The sequence below is a fragment of the Nocardia sp. NPDC003482 genome (assembly GCF_053588115.1).
The window spans coordinates 209,509-227,821 of the sequence record NZ_JBSFPI010000002.1 but is presented as its reverse complement, the minus strand read 5'-3'; the positions used below and the strand labels follow the sequence as shown (position 1 = coordinate 227,821).

The window sequence follows — 18,313 nt, the reverse complement described above, 5'->3', positions numbered from 1 at the left end:
CCGGATGTTGGAATCCGGGGGCATGCAACCCGGTTGCAAACGAGCGGGTGTACGAATGATGGTTGGGTGCGCTCGGCGACTCGGGCGCACACGGCCGACATCATGAGGAAGGGACATCGTGGCTGAGTACACGCTGCCAGATCTGGATTACGACTACGGCGCCCTGGAGCCGCACATCTCCGGGCAGATCAACGAGCTCCACCACTCCAAGCACCATGCCGCCTACGTCGCCGGGGCCAACACCGCGCTCGAGAAGCTCGAGGCGGCCCGCGAGTCCGGCGATCACGGCGCGATCTTCCTGCACGAGAAGAACCTGGCCTTCCACCTGGGCGGACACGTCAACCACTCGATCTGGTGGAAGAACCTGTCCCCCAACGGCGGCGACAAGCCGACCGGCGAGCTGGCCGCCGCGATCGACGATCAGTTCGGCTCGTTCGACAAGTTCCGCGCGCAGTTCACCGCGGCCGCCAACGGCCTGCAGGGCTCGGGCTGGGCCGTGCTGGGCTACGACACCCTGGGTCAGAAGCTGCTGACCTTCCAGCTCTACGACCAGCAGGCCAACGTGCCGCTGGGCATCATCCCGCTGTTGCAGGTCGACATGTGGGAGCACGCGTTCTACCTGCAGTACAAGAACGTCAAGGCGGACTACGTCAAGGCGTTCTGGAACGTGGTCAACTGGGCCGACGTGCAGGAGCGCTTCGGCCGCGCCGTCTCGCAGGGCAAGGGTCTCGTCTTCGGCTGAGCCTCCCCTCCGTCGGTAGGCCCGCGAACCCGGGTGGTTCGCGGGCCTGTTGCGTGTTTCAGGGCTGTTACCTGGGGATTGGCACTCTCTGGTACTTGTGTGCCAGACATTGTTTGCGTCATTCTCGGGTACTCGGAGCACAGCTCTGGCTCGTGGGAGGCACAATGCGCAGCAACGAAAACGTCGGCGTCACCCCCTTCCAGGCGCGCGGCACCTTACGCGGATTCGTCATCTCCGGCCGCTGGCCCGACACCACCAAGGAATGGGCCCAGCTGCTCGCCCTGGCCGTGCGGGTGGCCAGCCTGCCGGGTCTGCTGTCCACGACCACGGTGTTCGGCGCGCGCGAGGAACTGCCCGACGAACCGCTGCCCGGCACGGTCGGCCTGGTGGTGGCCGAGGGTCCGGTGCTCGGCGAAGAGGCGCTGGAACCCGGCCGGTTCGCCGAACATGTGCCGCCCGCGCTGATGATGCTGCATCCGCCCTCGGAGACCCGGCCGACGCTGCCCGAATGCGTGGGCGCGGCCTCGGGCTGCGTGCTGCTGCCGGGGGTGCCGCATCTGGGTCTCGCGCACCGCGCGGCCTGGGTGGAGGCCGAGGTGGACGGCACGGTGACCTCGATGGTCAGCCGGGTGGGGGTGGATCCGATCAGCGATCCCGACACCGCGGTGCTGGCCATGCTGCTCGCCGCGTGACGGGCCTCCTGACGCGGTAGTGAGGGTACCCGAAGTCTTCGCCGTGGGAGCCCAAACTTATTGCGCCCATTGCGATTTCGACGATGGGGTCGTTGCGATGTCCGATTCCGCGCGGTAGGGTGGTCGCTGAGCGAAGGGGAGTAGCCCCCAATCGTGGGTGTCGACATACTGATCCGGTATCCGGGTCCGGCCCCACGAACCGGCGATGTTCCGGTGGGCGAGACCTTCGGCCGAGGACAGATTCAACCGATCGTTTCGGGTGCATCGTCGGCCGGAGGCTACCGTCTTCGGCCCGGCGGGCCGAGGACTGGGAGCCGTTTTTCATGATCGCCACGATCCTGCTGGGTTTCGGCGTGCTGTTCGTCGCCGAACTGGGCGACAAATCGCAGCTCATGGCCTTGACCTTCGCGCTGCGGCACCGCTGGTGGATCGTGTTGTCCGGCATCGCGATCGCGAGCGTCGCGGTCAATCTGATCGCCGTCGCGGTCGGCCACTTCCTGGGCGCGGCGCTGCCAACCCACCTCATCGCGATCGTCACCGCGCTCATCCTGCTCGGCGTCGGCGGCTGGACGCTGCGCGAGGCGCGCGCCCCGCGGGACGCGGACGAGACCCCCGCCGAGCCCGCCGCGCCGGGTGCGGGCCGCGCGCTGTTCGTGGTGATCTCGGCCTTCCTGCTCGCCGAACTGGGCGACCGGACCATGTTCGCCACCATCGCGCTGGCCTCCCAGCGCGGCTGGCTGGCGGTGTGGCTGGGCTCGGTGCTGGGCATGGTCGCCGCGGGCGGGCTGGCCATCGCGGTGGGGATCACCGTGGGCAAGCACATTCCCGAGCGGGCCATCGCCGTCGGCTCCGGGCTGCTGTTCCTCTACATCGGCGCGGCCACCCTGCTGTCGGTCCTCGACATCGGCCGCGCGACCGAGATGGGCCTGGCCGCGCTCGCCCCGATCGCCGCCGCGCTCATCCTGTTCGCGCTGCGCGGCCGGACGGCCGACACGCCCGAACCGGTCGAGACGCCGCGCTGAGGCTCAGGCGAGCGAGCCGTACAGATTCCCGCCGCGGCGGACCATCGCCACCAGCGGCTCGCGCAACGCCCGCAGGCCCGCCGGATCGTCGGCGGAGATCCGGGCGGTGACCAGCGCGCTGATCGCCGCGACCAGGGTCTGACACGCGAAGCGCTGATCCTCGGTGGTCGCGCCGAGCGCCTCCCACAGCAGGCCCGCGAACGACTCCTGCAACACCATGCGCCGGGCGATCGCCTCCGGGCCCGCCGCGTACACCTCCACCAGATACAGCCGCGCGTAGGCGGGCTCGACGGCCAGGCCCTCGAAATAGGCGTCGAGGATGCCGTCGAGCCGCGCGATGCCCACCCCGGAATCCGCGGTGGCCTGTTCGATCCGCGCGATGAGCAGTTCCACCGCGCGCTCGTAGGCGGCCTGGAAACAGTCCTCCTTGGACCGGAACTGCTCGTAGAAGGTCTCCCGCGAGACCCGGGCCCGTTTGATGATCATCGCCACCGACGTCTTCACATAGCCGTGTTCGGCCATCACCTCGGCCATGGCGGTGAGGATGCGCTCGCGCTGGGACCGCACCACGGTCTCGCGGGGCAGGCCGTGACGGCCGCGGGGCAGTTGGCGGACGGTGAGGGCCGGCTCCGGCATGGGCGACTCCGTGTGCGTTGCGATCGAGGGATTCGATGGACGTCGCTCCATTCTCGCCGAACCGCCCCTCCCCCGGCCGATCTGCCCGGAACGCCGGTTAGGGTGCCTGTTGACGGAAGGCCAGCGAAGGGCCGTCACGAACGAGAGGACCATACACCGTGGAGATTTCGGGCTCCGCCGCAATCATCACCGGCGCCGCGTCGGGTCTGGGCGCCGCGACCGCCAAGCGCTTCGCCGACCAGGGCGCGACCGTGTTCGGTCTGGACCTGGAGCAGTCGATCGAGCGGGCGGGTGACAACGTGCCCGCCGGGGTCACCCTGATCCCCACCGACGTGACCAGCAACGACGAGGTAGCCGCCGCGGTCGCGAAGGTCGTCGAGTCCGGCGTGCCGCCGCGCATCGTGGTCAACTGCGCGGGCGTGGGCTGGGCGGGCCGCATCCTGTCCAAGAACGGGCCGCACGACCTCGAACTGTTCCGGACGGTCATCACCGTGAACCTGCTGGGCACGTTCAACGTCATGCGGCTGGCCGCGGACGCGATCGCCAAGACCGAACCGGTCGACGAGTACGGCCAGCGCGGCGTGGTGATCAACACCGCGTCGGTGGCCGCGTTCGAGGGCCAGATCGGCCAGATCGCCTACTCGGCCTCCAAGGGCGGCGTCGCGGGCATGACCATCCCCGCCGCGCGCGACCTGGCCCAGTTCGGCATCCGCGTCAACACCATCGCCCCCGGCATCATCGACACCCCGATGCTCGCGGGCGTCACCGAGGAGTACCGCAAGGGCCTCGAGGCGGGCGTCCCGTTCCCGTCGCGCCTCGGCCGCCCGGACGAGTACGCCCAGCTCGCGGAGTACATCGTCGGGCACGACTACCTCAACGGCGAGACCATCCGCATGGACGGCGCGCTGCGCATGGCCCCGCGCTGACGGTCCCGGAACAGGCCGAAGGCCCGCACCGAACCGGTGCGGGCCTTCGGGTTTCGACCGATCAGAGGCCGCGGACGCTGGAGGCCTGCGGGCCCTTCTTGCCCTGGGTGATCTCGAAGCTGACCTGCTGGCCCTCTTCCAGACCGCGGTAGCCCGAGCCCTCGATCTCCGAGTAGTGCACGAACACGTCGGGGCCGCCCTCATGCGCGATGAAGCCGTAGCCCTTTTCCGAGTTGAACCACTTGACGGTTCCCTGAACCATTTGTCGTCTCCTGACGAGTTGTTACTTCGACCCCACGGTCGTGGGACCGGGTCGCATCAGACGGCGACTTGCAACTTGCCTCGCAAGGAGAAACCGACGCCCGCACAATGTTCCGCGCGAGCCCGAGTGGTAACACGAACATGCTGAAAATTGCGACCCGACATGTCTAACGTAAGCCCCCCGGGAGAGTTCCCCCGGGGGGCCTTGTTGGAGACTTATCTCACAGTCGCGGTCAGCCGGTCGGTCAGGATCCTGGCGAAGTGCGCCGGATCCTTCAGCTCCCCGCCCTCGGCGAGAATGGCCGTGCCGTACAACAATTCGGCCGTCGCGCGCAGGTCCTCGGCGGTGCCCGCCTCGGCGGCCTCCTTGTTGGCGGCGTAGGCGTCGCGCAGGCCGGTCACCAGCGCGTGGTCCGGATTGAGCTCGAGGATGCGCTTGGTCTGCGGCACCGCCTGACCCGAGGCCCGGTACATCCGCTCCAGCTGCGGGGTGAAGTCGAACACGTCGCCGACCACGCACGCCGGGGAGGTGGTCAGCCGGGAACTCAGCCGCACCTCCTTGACGCTGTCGGACAGCGTGTTCTCCAGCCACTTCAGCACCTCGCCGAAGTCCTTGTTCCGCTGCTCGCGCAGCTGCTCGGACGCCTTCTTCTCGTCCTCGGACTCCAGGTCGACCTCGCCCTTGGCGATGGACTGGAACTGCTTGCCGTCGAACTCCGGCACCGAGCCGACCCACATCTCGTCGACCGGATCGGTGAGGATCAGCACCTCGAGATCCTTGGCCCGGAACGCCTCGAGATGCGGCGAGTTCTCGATCTGCTGCCGGGACTCGCCGGTCATGTAATAGATCTTGTCCTGGCCGTCGCGCATCCGCTCGACGTATTCGGCCAGCGTGGTGGGCTTGTCCGCGGCATGGGTCGACGCGAACGAGGACACCTGCAGGATGGTCTCGCGGTTGTCGAAGTCCGACAGCAGACCCTCCTTGAGGACGCGGCCGAACTCGTTCCAGAACGTCTCGTACTCGGACTTGTCCTCGGCGGCCTGCAGATCCTTGACCGTCGAGAGCACCTTGCGGACCAGGCGCTTGCGGATCATCTGGATCTGCCGGTCCTGCTGGAGGATCTCGCGCGAGACGTTGAGCGACAGGTCCTGCGCGTCCACCACACCCTTGACGAAGCGCAGGTACTCGGGCATGAGTTCCTCGCAGTTGTCCATGATGAACACCCGCCGCACGTACAGCTGCACGCCGCGCTTGTGCTCGCGCATGAACAGGTCGAAGGGCGCGTGCGTGGGGATGAACAGCAGCGCCTGGTATTCGAAGGTGCCCTCGGCCTTGAGCTGGATGATCTCGAGCGGATCGTCCCAGGCGTGGCCGATGTGCTTGTAGAACTCCTTGTACTCCTCGTCGGAGACCTCACCGCGCGGGCGCGTCCACAGCGCCTTCTGCGAGTTGAGGGTCTGCTCCTCGAGGATCGTCTTCTCCTGCTTGTCCTCGCCCTCGCCCTCGGTGATCGTGCGCTCCACCGGCATGCGGATGGGCCAGGCGATGAAGTCGGAGTACTTCTTGACGATCTCGCGGAGCTTCCACTCCTGGGTGTAGTCGAAGAGGTGATCCTCCTCGTCGGCGGGCTTGAGGTGCACCGACACCGACGTGCCCTGCGGGGCGTCCTCGACGGTCTCGATGGTGTAGGTCGCGCTGCCCGCGGTGGACTCCCAGCGGGTGCCGGTGGTCTCGCCCGCCTTGCGGGTGGTCAGCGTGACCTTGTCCCCCACCATGAACGTCGAGTAGAAGCCGATGCCGAACTGGCCGATCAGCTCCTCGGCGGCGGCGTCGGATCTGGCCTCGGTCAGCTGCTTGCGCAGCTGCGCGGTGCCGGATTTGGCCAGCGTGCCGATGAGGTCCACGACCTCCTCGCGGGCCATGCCGATGCCGTTGTCGCGCACGGTGACGATCCGGGCGTCCTTGTCGACCTCCAGCTCGATGTGCAGATCGGAGGTGTCGACGTCGAGGTCCTTGTCCCGGAACGACTCCAGTCGTAGTTTGTCCAGCGCATCGGAGGCGTTCGAGATCAACTCGCGCAGGAAGATGTCCTTGTTCGAATAGACCGAGTGGATCATCAGTTCCAGGAGCTGATGGGTCTCGGCCTGAAACTCGAGGTGTTCGACGTGCTCAGTCACGTCCAGATATTACGAAATCCGGGCCGCGGAAGTCCGCCATACCCGGCACCTCGGTGTCCGCGCCGCGCGCGCCGGGCTCGGCGGGGTACATCCACTCGCGCAACGCCTTGGTCGCGCGCACGTCGTCCTCGTTGTATTCCAGCAGCCGGACGCGCTGGCCGGGGTCGATCTCGCCGTCGTAGCCGACCGCGTGGCGATACCAGCTCATCGACGCCTCGCCGCCCGCCTCGGGATCGCGCCAGGCGAACCCGGCCACCGGGGCGATCTTCTTCAGCCCCTTGCCGCCGGGGCAGATGAACTGCTCGGAGACGGCCTGGAACATGTCAACCCACTGCGGCCCGTCGACGAACTCGCGGATCTCGGCCTCGGTCGGCACACCCGGCATCCCGGCGAAGCGGCGCGCCGACTCGTACAGCCACTTGTCCTCGGCGGTGCGCGAATAGCAGTACGCCGCAAAGGTTTTCCCGGCCGCGGCGGCCGCGGCGCGCACGCCCATGAGCCAGCCCCAGAACTCGGCGAACGAGCGCGCCTCGTCGGGGGTGGGCAGCGGATCCCAGGTGACGAACGGGCGGTAGACGCCGTCGAGCAGCGTGCCCCACAGGTAGGCGCCGAACTCCTGGAAGCTCTCCAGATCGACGTCGACCTCCACGTCGGCGCGCCGCACCCACACCCGGTCCACCCGGCGGACCAGCGGCGCGCCCGAGATCCAGGCCCGCGCGGTGACCACCGTCTCGGCGAACGGCTCGTACTGCCAGTCGTCGGGTTCGTCGCCGGTCCAGCCCGCGAGCTCCTCCACGGTCTCCACGCCGTGGCGGCGCAGCAGCTCCGCCCGCGACCCCGGGGCGACCAGGCTGACGTCGCGATGCTCGATCAGCCAGCGCTCACAGCTGGGCGTCTCGGGCGTGGCCTGCCGCGACCACCACGGGCACTGACGGCATTCGGGCACCTTGGACGGCACGGTCGGCAGTTCGCCCCGGACCACGGCGATGCGGTCGGCGTAGCGGCGGTCGTAGTCGTCGAGCAGCGGGGCGAGATCGTGCACCAGGACGCGGTCGAAGTGGAAGCCGATCGCCCCGCCGACCAGGGCCGGGCTGGCCAGGCCGTGCCGCTGCAACATGCGGTAGAGGTGGACGAGGCGCTGCTGGTCGCGCGGCTGGGTGCGTACGCGCACGCCCCGGTCCGGGCGCGGACGCCACTCGTGCAGCGGCGAGGTGAGCGGATGGAAGTCGGCCGGATCGGGCTGACGCGGATCGGTGACCTTGTGGTTGACCACGATGATCGGGATGTAGCCGCCGCGGTCGGCGTCCCGCAGCAGGATCTCCGCGCCGCCGCGGCGCCCGGTGTCGGGCTCCTGCGGCAGCAGCGCGCCCCAGACCCGTTGCGCCCCGGCCTCGCACGCGCGCAGCGTGGCGGCGGCCCGTTCGGCGGCCGGGCGGGTGGGGTCGATGATCACCCACGCGTCGGGGTCGTGGGCCACGAGCGTCGCGCGCACCCGCTCGCGATGCGCGGCGGCCGCCTCCCGGCGCTGTTTGACGCCAGCGTCCTCGGACACGCCGGTGAGCACCTCGGGATGGGTGGCCTCGAGATGCAGCCGATGTCGGCAGCCGATCAGCGCCCGCGCGTCGACATAGGCCACCGACTCGAATTCGCCTGTGGGAGAGGCGATTCCGGGGGCCTGCGCGCGCCCGGCCGGATCCGGCTCGGGCGCGGCGGCCGTGGAGACCGCGACCGCCCGCCGCTCGTCTCCGCCACCGTCCCGCTCGCGACCGCTCCGGTCGCCACTGCCCGAATACACATCTGCAGTATGGCGCGGACCCCCGACAAGCTCGCCAACCACATGGTGATCCGAGCCCACCGAACGTGCCTCGCGGCGCGTCGGGACGAACCGTTAAGGTTGGCGCAAACCGTGTGGCTCGTGGGTACACAACAGCATGACGGAGGCCTTCGATGGGGTTGTTCACCAAGCGCAAGCGGCGCCCGGACCGCAAAGCCGAGGCGAAAGCCCTCAAGCACAAGGCGAAGCTGGAGGCCAAACTCAGCGCGCGCAACGAGCGCAAGCGCGACCGCGCCGAGGCGCGCAATCAGCGTGAGGTGGCCAAGCAGCAGGTCGCCACCCTCAAGGCCGAGGAGAAGGCCGCGCTCAAGGCGGCCGAGCGCGCCGATCGGGAACTGATCAGCGCCGGCCAGGTCAAGAAGTACCTGGGCGTGGCCCGCGTCCTGGTTCCCGTGCTCGCCCCGCTGGCCTACCGGGCCGCCACCTTCGTGCGCGGGCAGCTCGACACCCGCCGCGCGCAGCGGCTGGGCATCGGCATCGACCAGCTCGGCGACTTCGCCGGTCACGGCGGCCGGTTGCAGGCCCGCATCGCCAACACCGAGGCCACCCTCGCCGAACTCGAGAACCGCCAGGGCGGCGACGCGGAACTGAAGAAGTTCACCGCCGCCACCCGCGACCGCCTCGACAGCCTGACCGCCGCGGTGCGCACCGCCGAGCAGATGCCGGCCCAGCGTCGCCGCGCCGTGCACACCTCCATCTCGAGCGAACTGTCCGGCATCGAGGCCGACCTGCTCGCCCGCCTCGGCGTCCGCTGACCCGACCCATGCCACCCGCCCCCGCCCCGGCCCGCCGCGACCCGGTCGCGGCGCCGCTCGGCCGGGGCGTCTCGGCGCGCGGGCGGGCATCCGGGCCGATCGCCGGGCTCGCCGCACTGCGGGGGCAGGTGGTGGGGGCGATGGTCGCGGGCTTGGCCGTGGCCGCGCACGGTGCCGGAGGCGGGGGCGTGCCCGGTTCGGCGGGGGTCGGCCTGTTGCTGGTCGCCGCGGCGGGCATCGGGGCGCTGGCCGGGCAGGTGCGGTCGGTCGCGGGCCCCGGCGGGCGGCTGAAGCTGCTCGGCGCCCTGGCGGCCGGGCAGCTCGCCGGGCACGAGGCGTTGTCCGGACTGGCACACGAGCACGGATCCGATTCGGCGGCAACGACTTTCGGTGGGCAGGCGCTGCCCGGGGGCGCGATGATCGGTGCCCACGCGCTCGCCACCCTCGGCTGCGCCCTGCTCATCGTGCTGGCCGAACGGCTGTACGCCCTGGTGGCCCAGGCGTTCCGGGCCGCCGTCGAACGACCGGGCGCCCTCGTGCCCGCGCGCGACGCGGCGTGCCTGCCCACCGATCCGACCCCTGCCCGCGGCCGCGCGGGCAGCGGTGCCCTCGGCTCGCGGGGGCCGCCGGTTCGGGTGTGAGTTCTCGATCCACCTCTCACCCGAACAGAAGGCGAAACCCCTTATGTCCAGCGTATTTTCGCGTGCCCTCATGACCGCGGGCACGACCGCGACCCTGGCCGTGCTGGCCGCCGGCACCGCCGCGGCCCATGTCACCGCCGATGCCCCGGGCGCGGCCCAGGGCGGCTATGCCGTCGTCACCTTCCGGGTGCCGACCGAATCGGAGACGGCCGCCACCACCAAACTGTCGGTCCAGCTGCCCGGCGTGTCCTCGGCCCGCACCGAACCCATGCCCGGCTGGTCGGCCAAGATCGATAAGAACGACAAGAACGAGGTCACCGCCGTCACCTGGACCGCGGATCCGGGCAACCCGGGCGTGGCCCCCGGGCAGTTCCAGCGGTTCGCGCTGTCGGTCGGGCCGCTGCCCAAGCAGGACACCCTGCGCCTGCCCGCCACCCAGACCTACAGCGACGGCAAGGTGGTCGCCTGGGATCAGCCGATGACCGAGGGCCAGGCGGAACCCGAACATCCCGCGCCCACCCTCACCCTCGCGGCGGCGAAGGGCGGCGAGCACCAGCACGATTCGGCCGCCACCGAATCCGAAGCCGCGCACGACGACGGCGGAAACGACGACACCGCCCGCTGGCTGGGCGGCGTCGGCCTGGTCCTCGGCGCGCTCGGCGCGGCGCTGGGTCTGGGCAGCCTGATCCGGGCCCGGCGCTCGTGACGCGCCGGTTGCTCGCCGGGCTGTGCGCGGCGCTGCTCGCGGGCGGTCTGGCGGTGGCGGCGGCCGGTCCGGCCGCCGCGCACTCCACGCCGGTGGCCAGCGATCCGGCCGAGAACGCGTCGATCGACACCGGCCCGGCCCGCGCCAGCGTCACCTTCAACGAGAACCTCCAGACCGAGTTCCCGTCGCTGACCGTCGTCGGCCCCGACGGAAACCGTTGGGACAAGGGACAACCCACCATCGACGGCCCGACGGTCAGCGTCGCGGTCGGCGATCTCGGCCCGGCGGGCAAGTACACCATCGCCTACCGGGTGACCTCCGCGGACGGTCATCCGGTCAGCGGCACCCGCACCTTCACCCTCACCACGGCCGGGCACGGCACGCCGGGTCCCAAGGCGGGCGCGGCCGACTCCGGCGGCGACGGCGGTTCGGGCGGTGTGCCGGTCTGGGTGTTCATCCTCGGCGCGGTGGTGCTGTTCGCGGGCGGACTGGCCGTGGCCCTGCTCGGTGGCCGGAAAGGACGCGGACGGTCGTGAACCGGGCGGCGACCGGCGGCAGCCCGACCGCCCCGCGGTCCACCCTGCTGCTGGTCGTCCCGGCCGCCCTGCTGGGCGTGGCGATCGCCTGGGCCCTGGCCGTCCCGGACCCGGTGCAGGCCGAGGCGCCGGTGCGGGCGCTGGCCGACTGCGCGGGCGCGGTGGTGCTCGGGCTGGCCGCGCTGCCGCGGCTGCACGACCGGCTGACCCCGCCCTGGCGGCCGCTCGCCGCGCTCGGCGGGCTGTGGGCCGCGACCGAATTCGTGGTGCTCGCCTACGAGGCCGCGCAGGTGGTGGGGGTGCGGGTCACCGAGCTGCGGGCCACCGACTTCGGCACCTACCTGACCCGGATCAGCGGCGGGCAGATCGGCATCGCGATCGGGGTCGGCACGCTCGTGGTCACCGGTTACGCCGCGCTGGCGTACCGGCGGCCCGAGCGCGCGTCGGCCGATCCGGTCGTGGTCTTCGCGGCCGTCGCGCTGGTGCTGCGGCCGATCACCGGGCACATGTCGCAGCAGCCGCTCGGTTCGGTGCTGGGCGCGCTGCACGCGCTGGCGGCGGCCGCCTGGTTCGGGCTGCTGGTGGCGCTGGCCCTGGTGGTGCGCACCCGCGGCGAGTGGGCGGCGGTGCTGCCCCGCTACTCGGCGTGGGCGCTGCCCGCCGCCGCGACGGTCGCGGTCACCGGGGTGTGCAACGGCCTGGTCCGCGTGCGCGGCCTCACCCCGCTGGTCGACACCGGGTACGGCCGGATCCTGCTCGCCAAGTCCGCGCTCGTGCTCGCGCTGCTGCTGCTCGGCTGGTGGTGGCGGCGCACCTGGGTGCCGCGCGCGGCCGACCACCGGCTCACCGCCGAATCGTCGCTGCGCCGGGCGGTCGGCGAGGTGGTGGCGATGGCGGTGGTGTTCGGCCTGGCGGCGACACTGGCGGTCACAGCGTGATCCGATTCGCCGCATGGCAAGCTGGCTGACGTGACCGATTCAGCAGACACCGTTGCCACGGCCGACCTCGCCGACGAGATCGGCCCCGGAATTCGCAGCTGCGACATCCAGTTCACGCAATTCGGCGGCCGCGCGGCGTTCGCGGGCCGGATCGTCACCATCCGCTGTTTCCAGGACAATCTCCTGGTCAAACAGACGCTCGGCGAACCGGGCGAGGGCCGGGTGCTGGTCGTCGACGGCGGCGGCAGCGTGCACACCGCGCTCGTCGGCGACGTCATCGCCGGGCGCGGGGTGGACAACGGCTGGGCGGGCGTGATCGTGCACGGCGCGGTCCGCGATTCGGCGATCCTGCGCACGCTCGACATCGGCCTCAAGGCGCTGGGCACCAACCCGCGCAAGAGCACCCAGACCGGTTCCGGCGAACGCGATGTGACGGTGGAGTTCGGCGGCGTCACCTTCGTCCCGGGCGAGATGCTCTACAGCGATCACGACGGCATCGTCGTCCGCGCCGAATGATCACCCGGCGCTGACGACCCGGACGCGATGGCCCGCCAGGGCCACCACGTCCCCACCGTGCAACTGCCGACCGCGCCGCAGTTCGACCTCGTCGTTCACGCGAACCAGGCCGGCGGCGATAACAGTCTTGGCCTCCGAACCGGATTCGATGAGGTTGGCCAGCTTCAAGAACTGACCGAGCCGAATGACATCGTCATCGATCGGCACATCGACTGGATCCGACATGGGGTACATCTTTACTTCCACCGTCCGCGGGGCGCACGCCACCCCCGCGGACTCACCCGCCGACGTGCCACACTCGGGCCGCGGCGGGCCGCACACTGGTCGGATGACTTCCCCGGAAGTGCCCCACCGCGGCCACGGCCGCCTGAGCGACGTGCCGCATCTGGTGGGCCTCGTGCTGGGCGTGTTCTCGGTGCTGTGCGCGCTGTGGAGCATCTCGCCGGGGCTGCGCTACATCACCGCGGTGCCGCGGCGCTACATCGACAACTATTACTTCGACGCCCCCGACACCAGCCTGGTCACCGCCCTCATGGTCGGACTGCTCGCGGGCGCGATCGCGACCCGCAAGCGGATCGCCTGGTGGCTGCTCGTGGTCTATCTGGCGATGTTCGCGGTGGCCAACGCCCTGGACGTGAGCACCGACCACGACCCGAACTCGATGGTCGCGCTGATCGTGCACGTCGCGGTGATCGTGCTGCTGATCGCCGCGTGGCCGGAGTTCTACACCCAGGTCCGGCCGGGCGCGCTGTGGAAGGCGCTGGGCGTGCTGGTCGGCGGGCTGGCCGTGGGCTGGCTGCTGGGCTGGGGGCTGGTCGAACTGTTCCCCGGCACGCTGCCGCGCGGTCCGCAGCGCCCGCTGTGGGCGGCGGCCCGGGTGATCCCGGCGATCCTGTTCGGCACCGACAACTTCGACGGCCGCCCGCCGCATCCGGTGAATCTGCTGCTCGGCCTGCTCGGCGCGGTGGCGCTGCTGACCGCGGCGATGGTGCTGTTCCGATCGCAGCGCGCCTCCAACGCGCTGACCGGCCTGGACGAATCGGCGCTGCGCGGCCTGCTCGAACGCGCCGACGTCGAGGACTCGCTCGGCTACTTCGCCACCCGCCGCGACAAGGCGGTGGTGTTCGCGCCCAACGGCAAGGCCGCGGTCACCTACCGCGTCGAACTCGGCGTGTGCCTGGCCTCCGGCGACCCGATCGGCCCCACCCAGGCGTGGCCGCAGGCCATCGACGCCTGGCTGCGGCTGGCCGACCAGTACGGCTGGGCCCCGGCGGTGATGGGCGCCAGCGAGATCGGCGCGACGGCCTACCGCCGGGCCGGGTTGTCGGCGCTGCGACTGGGCGACGAGGCGATCCTGGAGACCCGCGCGTTCTCGCTGGCGGGCCCGGAGATGAAACAGGTCCGCCAGGCCGCCAATCGGCTGCGCAAACAGGGTGTGACCGTGCGGATCCGCCGCCACAGCGAGCTGACCGCCGAGGAGATGGCCCAGGTCATCGAGCGCGCCGACGCCTGGCGCGACACCGAGACCGAACGCGGCTTCTCGATGGCGTTGGGCCGGTTGGGCGATCCGCTGGACGGGGACTGCCTGCTGGTCGAGGCGGTCGAGGGCGAGCGCGTGCTGGGCATGCTGTCGTTGGTGCCGTGGGGCCGGACCGGGGTGTCGCTGGATCTGATGCGACGAGATCCCAAGGGCCCCAACGGGATCATGGAGTTGATGATCTCGCAGCTGGCGCTCACCTCCGACCAGTACGGGATCACCCGGGTCTCGCTGAACTTCGCGGTATTCCGTTCGGTGTTCGAGGAGGGCAGCCGGATCGGCGCGGGTCCGGTGCTGCGGCTGTGGCGCAGCGTCCTGATGTTCTTCTCGCGCTGGTGGCAGCTCGAGGCGCTGTACCGGTCGAACGTGAAATACCAGCCGCAGTGGGTGCCGCGGTTCTTCATCTTCGAGGATCGCCGCCAGCTGGTCCGGGTGGCGACGGCCAGCGCGCTCGCCGAGGGTTTCCTGCCGCGCTTCGGCAAACAGCCGGACGCGTTGGCGCACACCGGCATTCATTCGGCCGTCCCGGCGACCCTGACCGGCCTGCACACCGACGGCAGCCCGCCCGAACCGCCGGAGGAGGAGCTGGACGCGGCCCGGCCGCGCCGCCCCGAACAGGTGCGGGTGCGGATGGACAAACTCGAGCGCCTCACCGCGGCCGGGGTGGACGCCTACCCGGTCGCCTATCCCCCGACCCACACCGTGGCCGCCGCGCGGCGTTCGCCCCTGGGCACGACCGTGCGAGTCTGCGGGCGGCTGTTGCGGATTCGCGACTACGGCGGGGTGATCTTCGCGGTGCTGCGGGACTGGTCCGGCGACATCCAGTTGATGATCGACCGCGGCCGGGTCGGCGCCGAGCGGATCGCGGCCTTCGACGAGTTCTTCGACCTCGGCGATCTGATCGAGGTGAGCGGCCGGATCGGGCACAGCCGCCGCGGCGAGCTGTCGCTGCTGGCACAGGACTGGCGGATGATCGGCAAATGCCTGCACCCGCTGCCGGACAAGTGGCGCGGCCTGGCCGATCCGGAGGCCCGGGTGCGGCAGCGCTACGTCGACATGACGATCAATCCCGAGGCCCGCGAGATCCTCGCCAAGCGCAGCGCGGTGGTGCGCTCGCTGCGGGACACGTTGAGCGGGTGGGGTTTCCTCGAGGTCGAGACGCCGGTGCTGCAACGGGTGCACGGCGGCGCCAACGCGACCCCCTTCACCACCCACATCAACGCCTACGACCTGGACCTGTATCTGCGCATCGCGCCCGAGCTGTATCTGAAGCGGCTGTGCGTGGGCGGCATGGAGAAGGTGTTCGAACTGGGCCGGGTGTTCCGCAACGAGGGCGTGGACTTCAGCCACAATCCGGAGTTCACGATCCTGGAAGCCTATGAGGCGCACAGCGATTACGAGCGGATGATGCACGCCTGCCGCCAGCTGATCCAGGAGGCGGCGGTCGCCGCCAACGGCCGCTGCGTCGCCATCCGCCCCGACGAGCGGGGCGTCCCGGTGGAGGTCGACATCTCCGGCGAGTGGCCGGTGAAGACCGTGCACGGCGCGATCTCCGAGGCGCTCGGCGAGACGGTCACGCCCGAGACCGATATCGAGCGGCTGCGGGTGCTGTGCGACAAGGCGGGCGTCCCGCACCAATTCAATTGGGACGCGGGCCAGATCGTGCTCGAGATGTACGAGCATCTGGTCGAGGCCCGCACCGAGGCGCCCACCTTCTACATCGACTTCCCCACCTCGGTCTCCCCCCTCACCCGGGCCCACCGCGCCGTGCCGGGCGTGGCCGAACGCTGGGATCTGGTCGCCTGGGGCGTCGAATTGGGCACCGCCTACAGCGAACTCACCAATCCGGTCGAGCAACGCCAGCGCCTCACCGAACAATCCCTGCTCGCCGCGGGCGGCGACCCGGAGGCCATGGAACTCGACGAGGACTTCCTGCAATCCCTCGAATTCGCCATGCCCCCCACGGGTGGGCTGGGTATGGGCGTGGACCGGGTCGTCATGCTCATCACCGGCCGCAGCATCCGCGAAACCCTGCCCTTCCCGTTGGTGAAACCGCGCTGACCTAGAGCACGTGCACCGGCCGGATCTCCTCGGCCAGCTCGTCCAGCTCGGCGTCCGGATCGCTCGCGGGCCGCGACCGCAGCACCAGCACGGCCACCGTCAGCGCCGCCACCACCGACCCCGCGCCGACCGCGAAGGCGATGTGGAAGCCGCCGGTCAGCGCCTCGGCCTGGGTCGCGCCGGCGGCGGCGAGGTCCTTGGCGCGGCTGCCGGACAGGGTGGCCAGCACGGCCAGGCCGACCGCGCCGCCGACCTGCATGGTGGTGTTGGCCAGGCCCGAGGCCATGCCCGCGTCGGCGGGCGCCACGCCCGCCATGGCGAGATTCATCAGGGCCGGGAACGCCAGGCCCGCGCCGACGCCGAACAGCACCATCACCGGGAAGACGTGCAGCCAGTAGTTCCCGTCGACGGGCGCGCGGGTGAACAGCAGCAGCCCGCTCAGGATGAGCACCAGCCCGGGGGTCAGCGTGGCCCGCGGCCCGAACCGCATGATCAGCCGTTCGGAGTAGCGCACCGACAGCGTGCCCATGAGCACGGTCACCGGCAGGAAGCCCAGCCCGACCCGCATCGGCGAGAACGCCAGCACCTTCTCCATGTACAGCGTGCCCAGGAAGAACACCCCGAACATGCCCGCCACCACCAGCACCTGGATCAGGTTGGCGCCGGACACGTTTCGCGAACCGAAGATGCGCAGCGGCATCAGCGGATGCCTCGTCCACGCCTCCCAGCCGATGAACGCGGCGAGCAACGCCAGCGCCGCCGCGCCCAGCAGCAGCGTGCGGCCCGCGGTCCAGCCCAGCTCGGCGGCGGGCTTGACGATCGTGTAGACGCCCAGCATCAGCGCGGCCGTGATCAGGATCGCGCCCAGCACGTCGGTGCCCTCGCGCAGGCCCAGCCCGCGATCGTCGTCGAGCACCCGCAGGGCGGCCACCCCGATCGCGATCCCGATCGGGATGTTGATCGCGAAGATCAGATGCCAGTTCACCTCGGTCAGCACCCCACCGGCCAGCAGGCCGACCGCGCCGCCCGCCGACGCGACGAACGCGTACACGCCGATCGCCTTGGCCTGTTCGCGCGGTTCGGGGAACAGCGACACGATCATGCCCAGCACCACCGCGATCGTCATGGCCCCGCCCGCGCCCTGTAGGAACCGCGCCCCGATCAGCATGGCCTGGCTCTGCGCGATCCCGCACAGCGCCGACGCCGCGGTGAACACGATCAGCCCGGCCAGGAACATCCGCCGCCGCCCGATCAGATCGCCGAGCCGACCGACCAGCAACAGCAGTCCGCCGAACGCGATCAGATACGCGTTCACCACCCACGCCAATCCGGCCTGGGTGAAACCCAGATCGTGCTCGATCGCGGGCAGCGCGACATTGACGATGGTCGCGTCCAGCACGATCATCAACGCCCCGCCGCACAGCAGATACAACGCCGCCCATCTGCCCTTGGTCGATTTCTCCACAACGCACCTCCGCCGATCGAGTCGCCGCACGCTACCGGTCGAAAATTCGGTGGATCAACCGATTTCCGGCGTGCTCACCTATCCAGACGCGGCCGGCCGGGCGAATTCATCGGCGGCCCGCGCGTACGGCAGAGTGGAGACGTGCAGTTGGTACTCGTGCGTCACGCCCAGCCCGAGGGGGCCCGCTCCGCCGACGGCCCCGCCGATCCCGGCCTCACCGCACTCGGCGTCGAACAGGCCGCGCGCGTCCCGGCCGTGCTGGCCCGGCTCGAGGTCGGCGAGCACCGCATCACCCGGGTGGTGAGCAGTCCGCAGCGCCGCGCCCGCGAGACGGCCGCCCCGACCGCCGACAAACTCGGCCTGCCGGTCGAGGTGCACGACGGCCTGGCCGAATACGACCGGGAACTGCCCGCCTACGTCCCCATCGAGGCGGCGCGCGGCTGGGCGGGCGGCGCCGTGCCCGCCGACGCGAGCGCGCCGCCCGCCGAACTGATCGAGGAGTTCCGCGCGACCTACCGCCGCATCAAGGCCGGGCAGCTGCCCGAACAGATCGACGGCCCGGCGTTCGTGCGCCGGGTGCTGGCCGCAATCGGCGAAACCGTCTCGGCGGCGGCGCCTTCCGACACCGTGGTCGTCTTCGCGCACGGCGGGGTGATCAACGTGCTGATGCAGGACGTGCTCGGCTTGGCTCGTCCGCTCACCTTCCCGATCGACTACTGCTCGATCACCCGGGTGCTCTACTCGCGCACCGGCGCCCGCACGGCCGCCACGATCAACGAGAACGGGCACGTCTGGGACCTGCTCCCGCGCAATCTGGCCGCGGGTCAAGGCGGGCACTGAGATTCCCAGCCGATTATGAGGCTCGTC

General features: G+C 70.6%; 18 protein-coding genes. 12 read left to right on the top strand and 6 right to left on the bottom strand.

Annotation, left to right across the window (positions count from 1 at the left end):
* The first annotated feature begins 118 nt into the window (after positions 1 to 118).
* The 3 genes from ACWDSJ_RS04210 (at position 119) to ACWDSJ_RS04200 (ending at position 2,456) form a co-directional block, all read left to right on the top strand.
* The gene (locus tag ACWDSJ_RS04210; protein ID WP_387358599.1) at positions 119 to 742 is read left to right on the top strand and encodes a superoxide dismutase; all 624 of its coding nucleotides are present in this window, start codon (positions 119 to 121) and stop codon (positions 740 to 742) included.
* A gap of 164 nt (positions 743 to 906) precedes the next feature.
* Positions 907 to 1,434, top strand: coding sequence for a peptidase (locus ACWDSJ_RS04205; RefSeq protein WP_387358597.1), 528 nt, complete (start codon positions 907 to 909; stop codon positions 1,432 to 1,434).
* A 323-nt stretch (positions 1,435 to 1,757) separates the two neighbouring features.
* The gene (locus ACWDSJ_RS04200) at positions 1,758 to 2,456 is read left to right on the top strand and encodes a TMEM165/GDT1 family protein (RefSeq protein WP_387358595.1); all 699 of its coding nucleotides are present in this window, start codon (positions 1,758 to 1,760) and stop codon (positions 2,454 to 2,456) included.
* Between the two features lie 3 nt (positions 2,457 to 2,459).
* Here ACWDSJ_RS04200 and ACWDSJ_RS04195 read toward each other — a convergent pair whose 3' ends face one another.
* Entirely contained in the window at positions 2,460 to 3,092 is a 633-nt protein-coding gene (locus ACWDSJ_RS04195) for a TetR/AcrR family transcriptional regulator (protein ID WP_387358593.1), read from the bottom strand.
* A 158-nt stretch (positions 3,093 to 3,250) separates the two neighbouring features.
* Here ACWDSJ_RS04195 and ACWDSJ_RS04190 point away from each other — a divergent pair, with 158 nt between their 5' ends.
* Positions 3,251 to 4,018 carry an SDR family NAD(P)-dependent oxidoreductase gene (locus tag ACWDSJ_RS04190; protein ID WP_387358591.1) on the top strand — a complete coding sequence of 256 codons (768 nt, stop codon included), beginning with the start codon at positions 3,251 to 3,253 and terminating at the stop codon, positions 4,016 to 4,018.
* A 61-nt stretch (positions 4,019 to 4,079) separates the two neighbouring features.
* Here the strand turns inward: ACWDSJ_RS04190 and ACWDSJ_RS04185 are convergent, their stop codons facing one another.
* From ACWDSJ_RS04185 to ACWDSJ_RS04175, 3 genes are all read right to left on the bottom strand, one after another.
* Positions 4,080 to 4,280 (bottom strand): cold-shock protein, encoded by a 201-nt coding sequence (locus tag ACWDSJ_RS04185; protein WP_387358589.1) that lies wholly within the window; start codon positions 4,278 to 4,280, stop codon positions 4,080 to 4,082.
* 215 nt (positions 4,281 to 4,495) lie between these two features.
* Complete coding sequence (gene htpG / locus ACWDSJ_RS04180; protein ID WP_450029166.1) at positions 4,496 to 6,457, bottom strand: molecular chaperone HtpG; 1,962 nt, start codon at positions 6,455 to 6,457, stop codon at positions 4,496 to 4,498.
* The gene (locus ACWDSJ_RS04175) at positions 6,450 to 8,123 is read right to left on the bottom strand and encodes a TM0106 family RecB-like putative nuclease (RefSeq protein ID WP_450029433.1); all 1,674 of its coding nucleotides are present in this window, start codon (positions 8,121 to 8,123) and stop codon (positions 6,450 to 6,452) included. Before ACWDSJ_RS04175 ends, htpG begins: the two co-directional genes overlap by 8 nt.
* Positions 8,124 to 8,404: 281 nt before the next feature.
* Here ACWDSJ_RS04175 and ACWDSJ_RS04170 point away from each other — a divergent pair, with 281 nt between their 5' ends.
* The 6 genes from ACWDSJ_RS04170 to rraA are packed head-to-tail and all read left to right on the top strand — an operon-like array spanning position 8,405 to position 12,383.
* Complete coding sequence (locus ACWDSJ_RS04170) at positions 8,405 to 9,046, top strand: DUF6474 family protein (RefSeq protein WP_450029165.1); 642 nt, start codon at positions 8,405 to 8,407, stop codon at positions 9,044 to 9,046.
* Between the two features lie 8 nt (positions 9,047 to 9,054).
* Entirely contained in the window at positions 9,055 to 9,687 is a 633-nt protein-coding gene (locus tag ACWDSJ_RS04165; protein ID WP_450029164.1) for a hypothetical protein, read from the top strand.
* A 43-nt stretch (positions 9,688 to 9,730) separates the two neighbouring features.
* Positions 9,731 to 10,393 (top strand): YcnI family copper-binding membrane protein, encoded by a 663-nt coding sequence (locus ACWDSJ_RS04160; RefSeq protein WP_450029163.1) that lies wholly within the window; start codon positions 9,731 to 9,733, stop codon positions 10,391 to 10,393.
* Positions 10,390 to 10,929: a copper resistance CopC family protein gene (locus tag ACWDSJ_RS04155; protein WP_387358579.1), complete on the top strand. Its 540-nt coding sequence runs from the start codon at positions 10,390 to 10,392 to the stop codon at positions 10,927 to 10,929. Before ACWDSJ_RS04160 ends, ACWDSJ_RS04155 begins: the two co-directional genes overlap by 4 nt.
* On the top strand, positions 10,926 to 11,867 hold the full coding sequence (locus ACWDSJ_RS04150) for a CopD family protein (protein WP_450029162.1): 942 nt from the start codon (positions 10,926 to 10,928) through the stop codon (positions 11,865 to 11,867). Before ACWDSJ_RS04155 ends, ACWDSJ_RS04150 begins: the two co-directional genes overlap by 4 nt.
* A 30-nt stretch (positions 11,868 to 11,897) precedes the next feature.
* The gene (rraA, locus tag ACWDSJ_RS04145; protein ID WP_450029161.1) at positions 11,898 to 12,383 is read left to right on the top strand and encodes a ribonuclease E activity regulator RraA; all 486 of its coding nucleotides are present in this window, start codon (positions 11,898 to 11,900) and stop codon (positions 12,381 to 12,383) included.
* On the opposite strand, the gene ACWDSJ_RS04140 is transcribed toward rraA, so the two are convergent.
* Entirely contained in the window at positions 12,384 to 12,608 is a 225-nt protein-coding gene (locus ACWDSJ_RS04140; protein ID WP_387358573.1) for an RNA-binding S4 domain-containing protein, read from the bottom strand. It lies immediately after the preceding gene.
* On the opposite strand from ACWDSJ_RS04140, the gene lysX reads away from it, so the two are divergent.
* Positions 12,607 to 15,981, top strand: coding sequence for a bifunctional lysylphosphatidylglycerol synthetase/lysine--tRNA ligase LysX (gene lysX, locus ACWDSJ_RS04135; RefSeq protein WP_450029160.1), 3,375 nt, complete (start codon positions 12,607 to 12,609; stop codon positions 15,979 to 15,981). The genes ACWDSJ_RS04140 and lysX overlap by 2 nt on opposite strands.
* Position 15,982: 1 nt before the next feature.
* On the opposite strand, the gene ACWDSJ_RS04130 is transcribed toward lysX, so the two are convergent.
* Positions 15,983 to 17,446 carry an MFS transporter gene (locus ACWDSJ_RS04130; protein WP_450029159.1) on the bottom strand — a complete coding sequence of 488 codons (1,464 nt, stop codon included), beginning with the start codon at positions 17,444 to 17,446 and terminating at the stop codon, positions 15,983 to 15,985.
* Between the two features lie 141 nt (positions 17,447 to 17,587).
* Here ACWDSJ_RS04130 and ACWDSJ_RS04125 point away from each other — a divergent pair, with 141 nt between their 5' ends.
* On the top strand, positions 17,588 to 18,286 hold the full coding sequence (locus ACWDSJ_RS04125) for a histidine phosphatase family protein (RefSeq protein ID WP_450029158.1): 699 nt from the start codon (positions 17,588 to 17,590) through the stop codon (positions 18,284 to 18,286).
* Positions 18,287 to 18,313 lie beyond the last annotated feature (27 nt).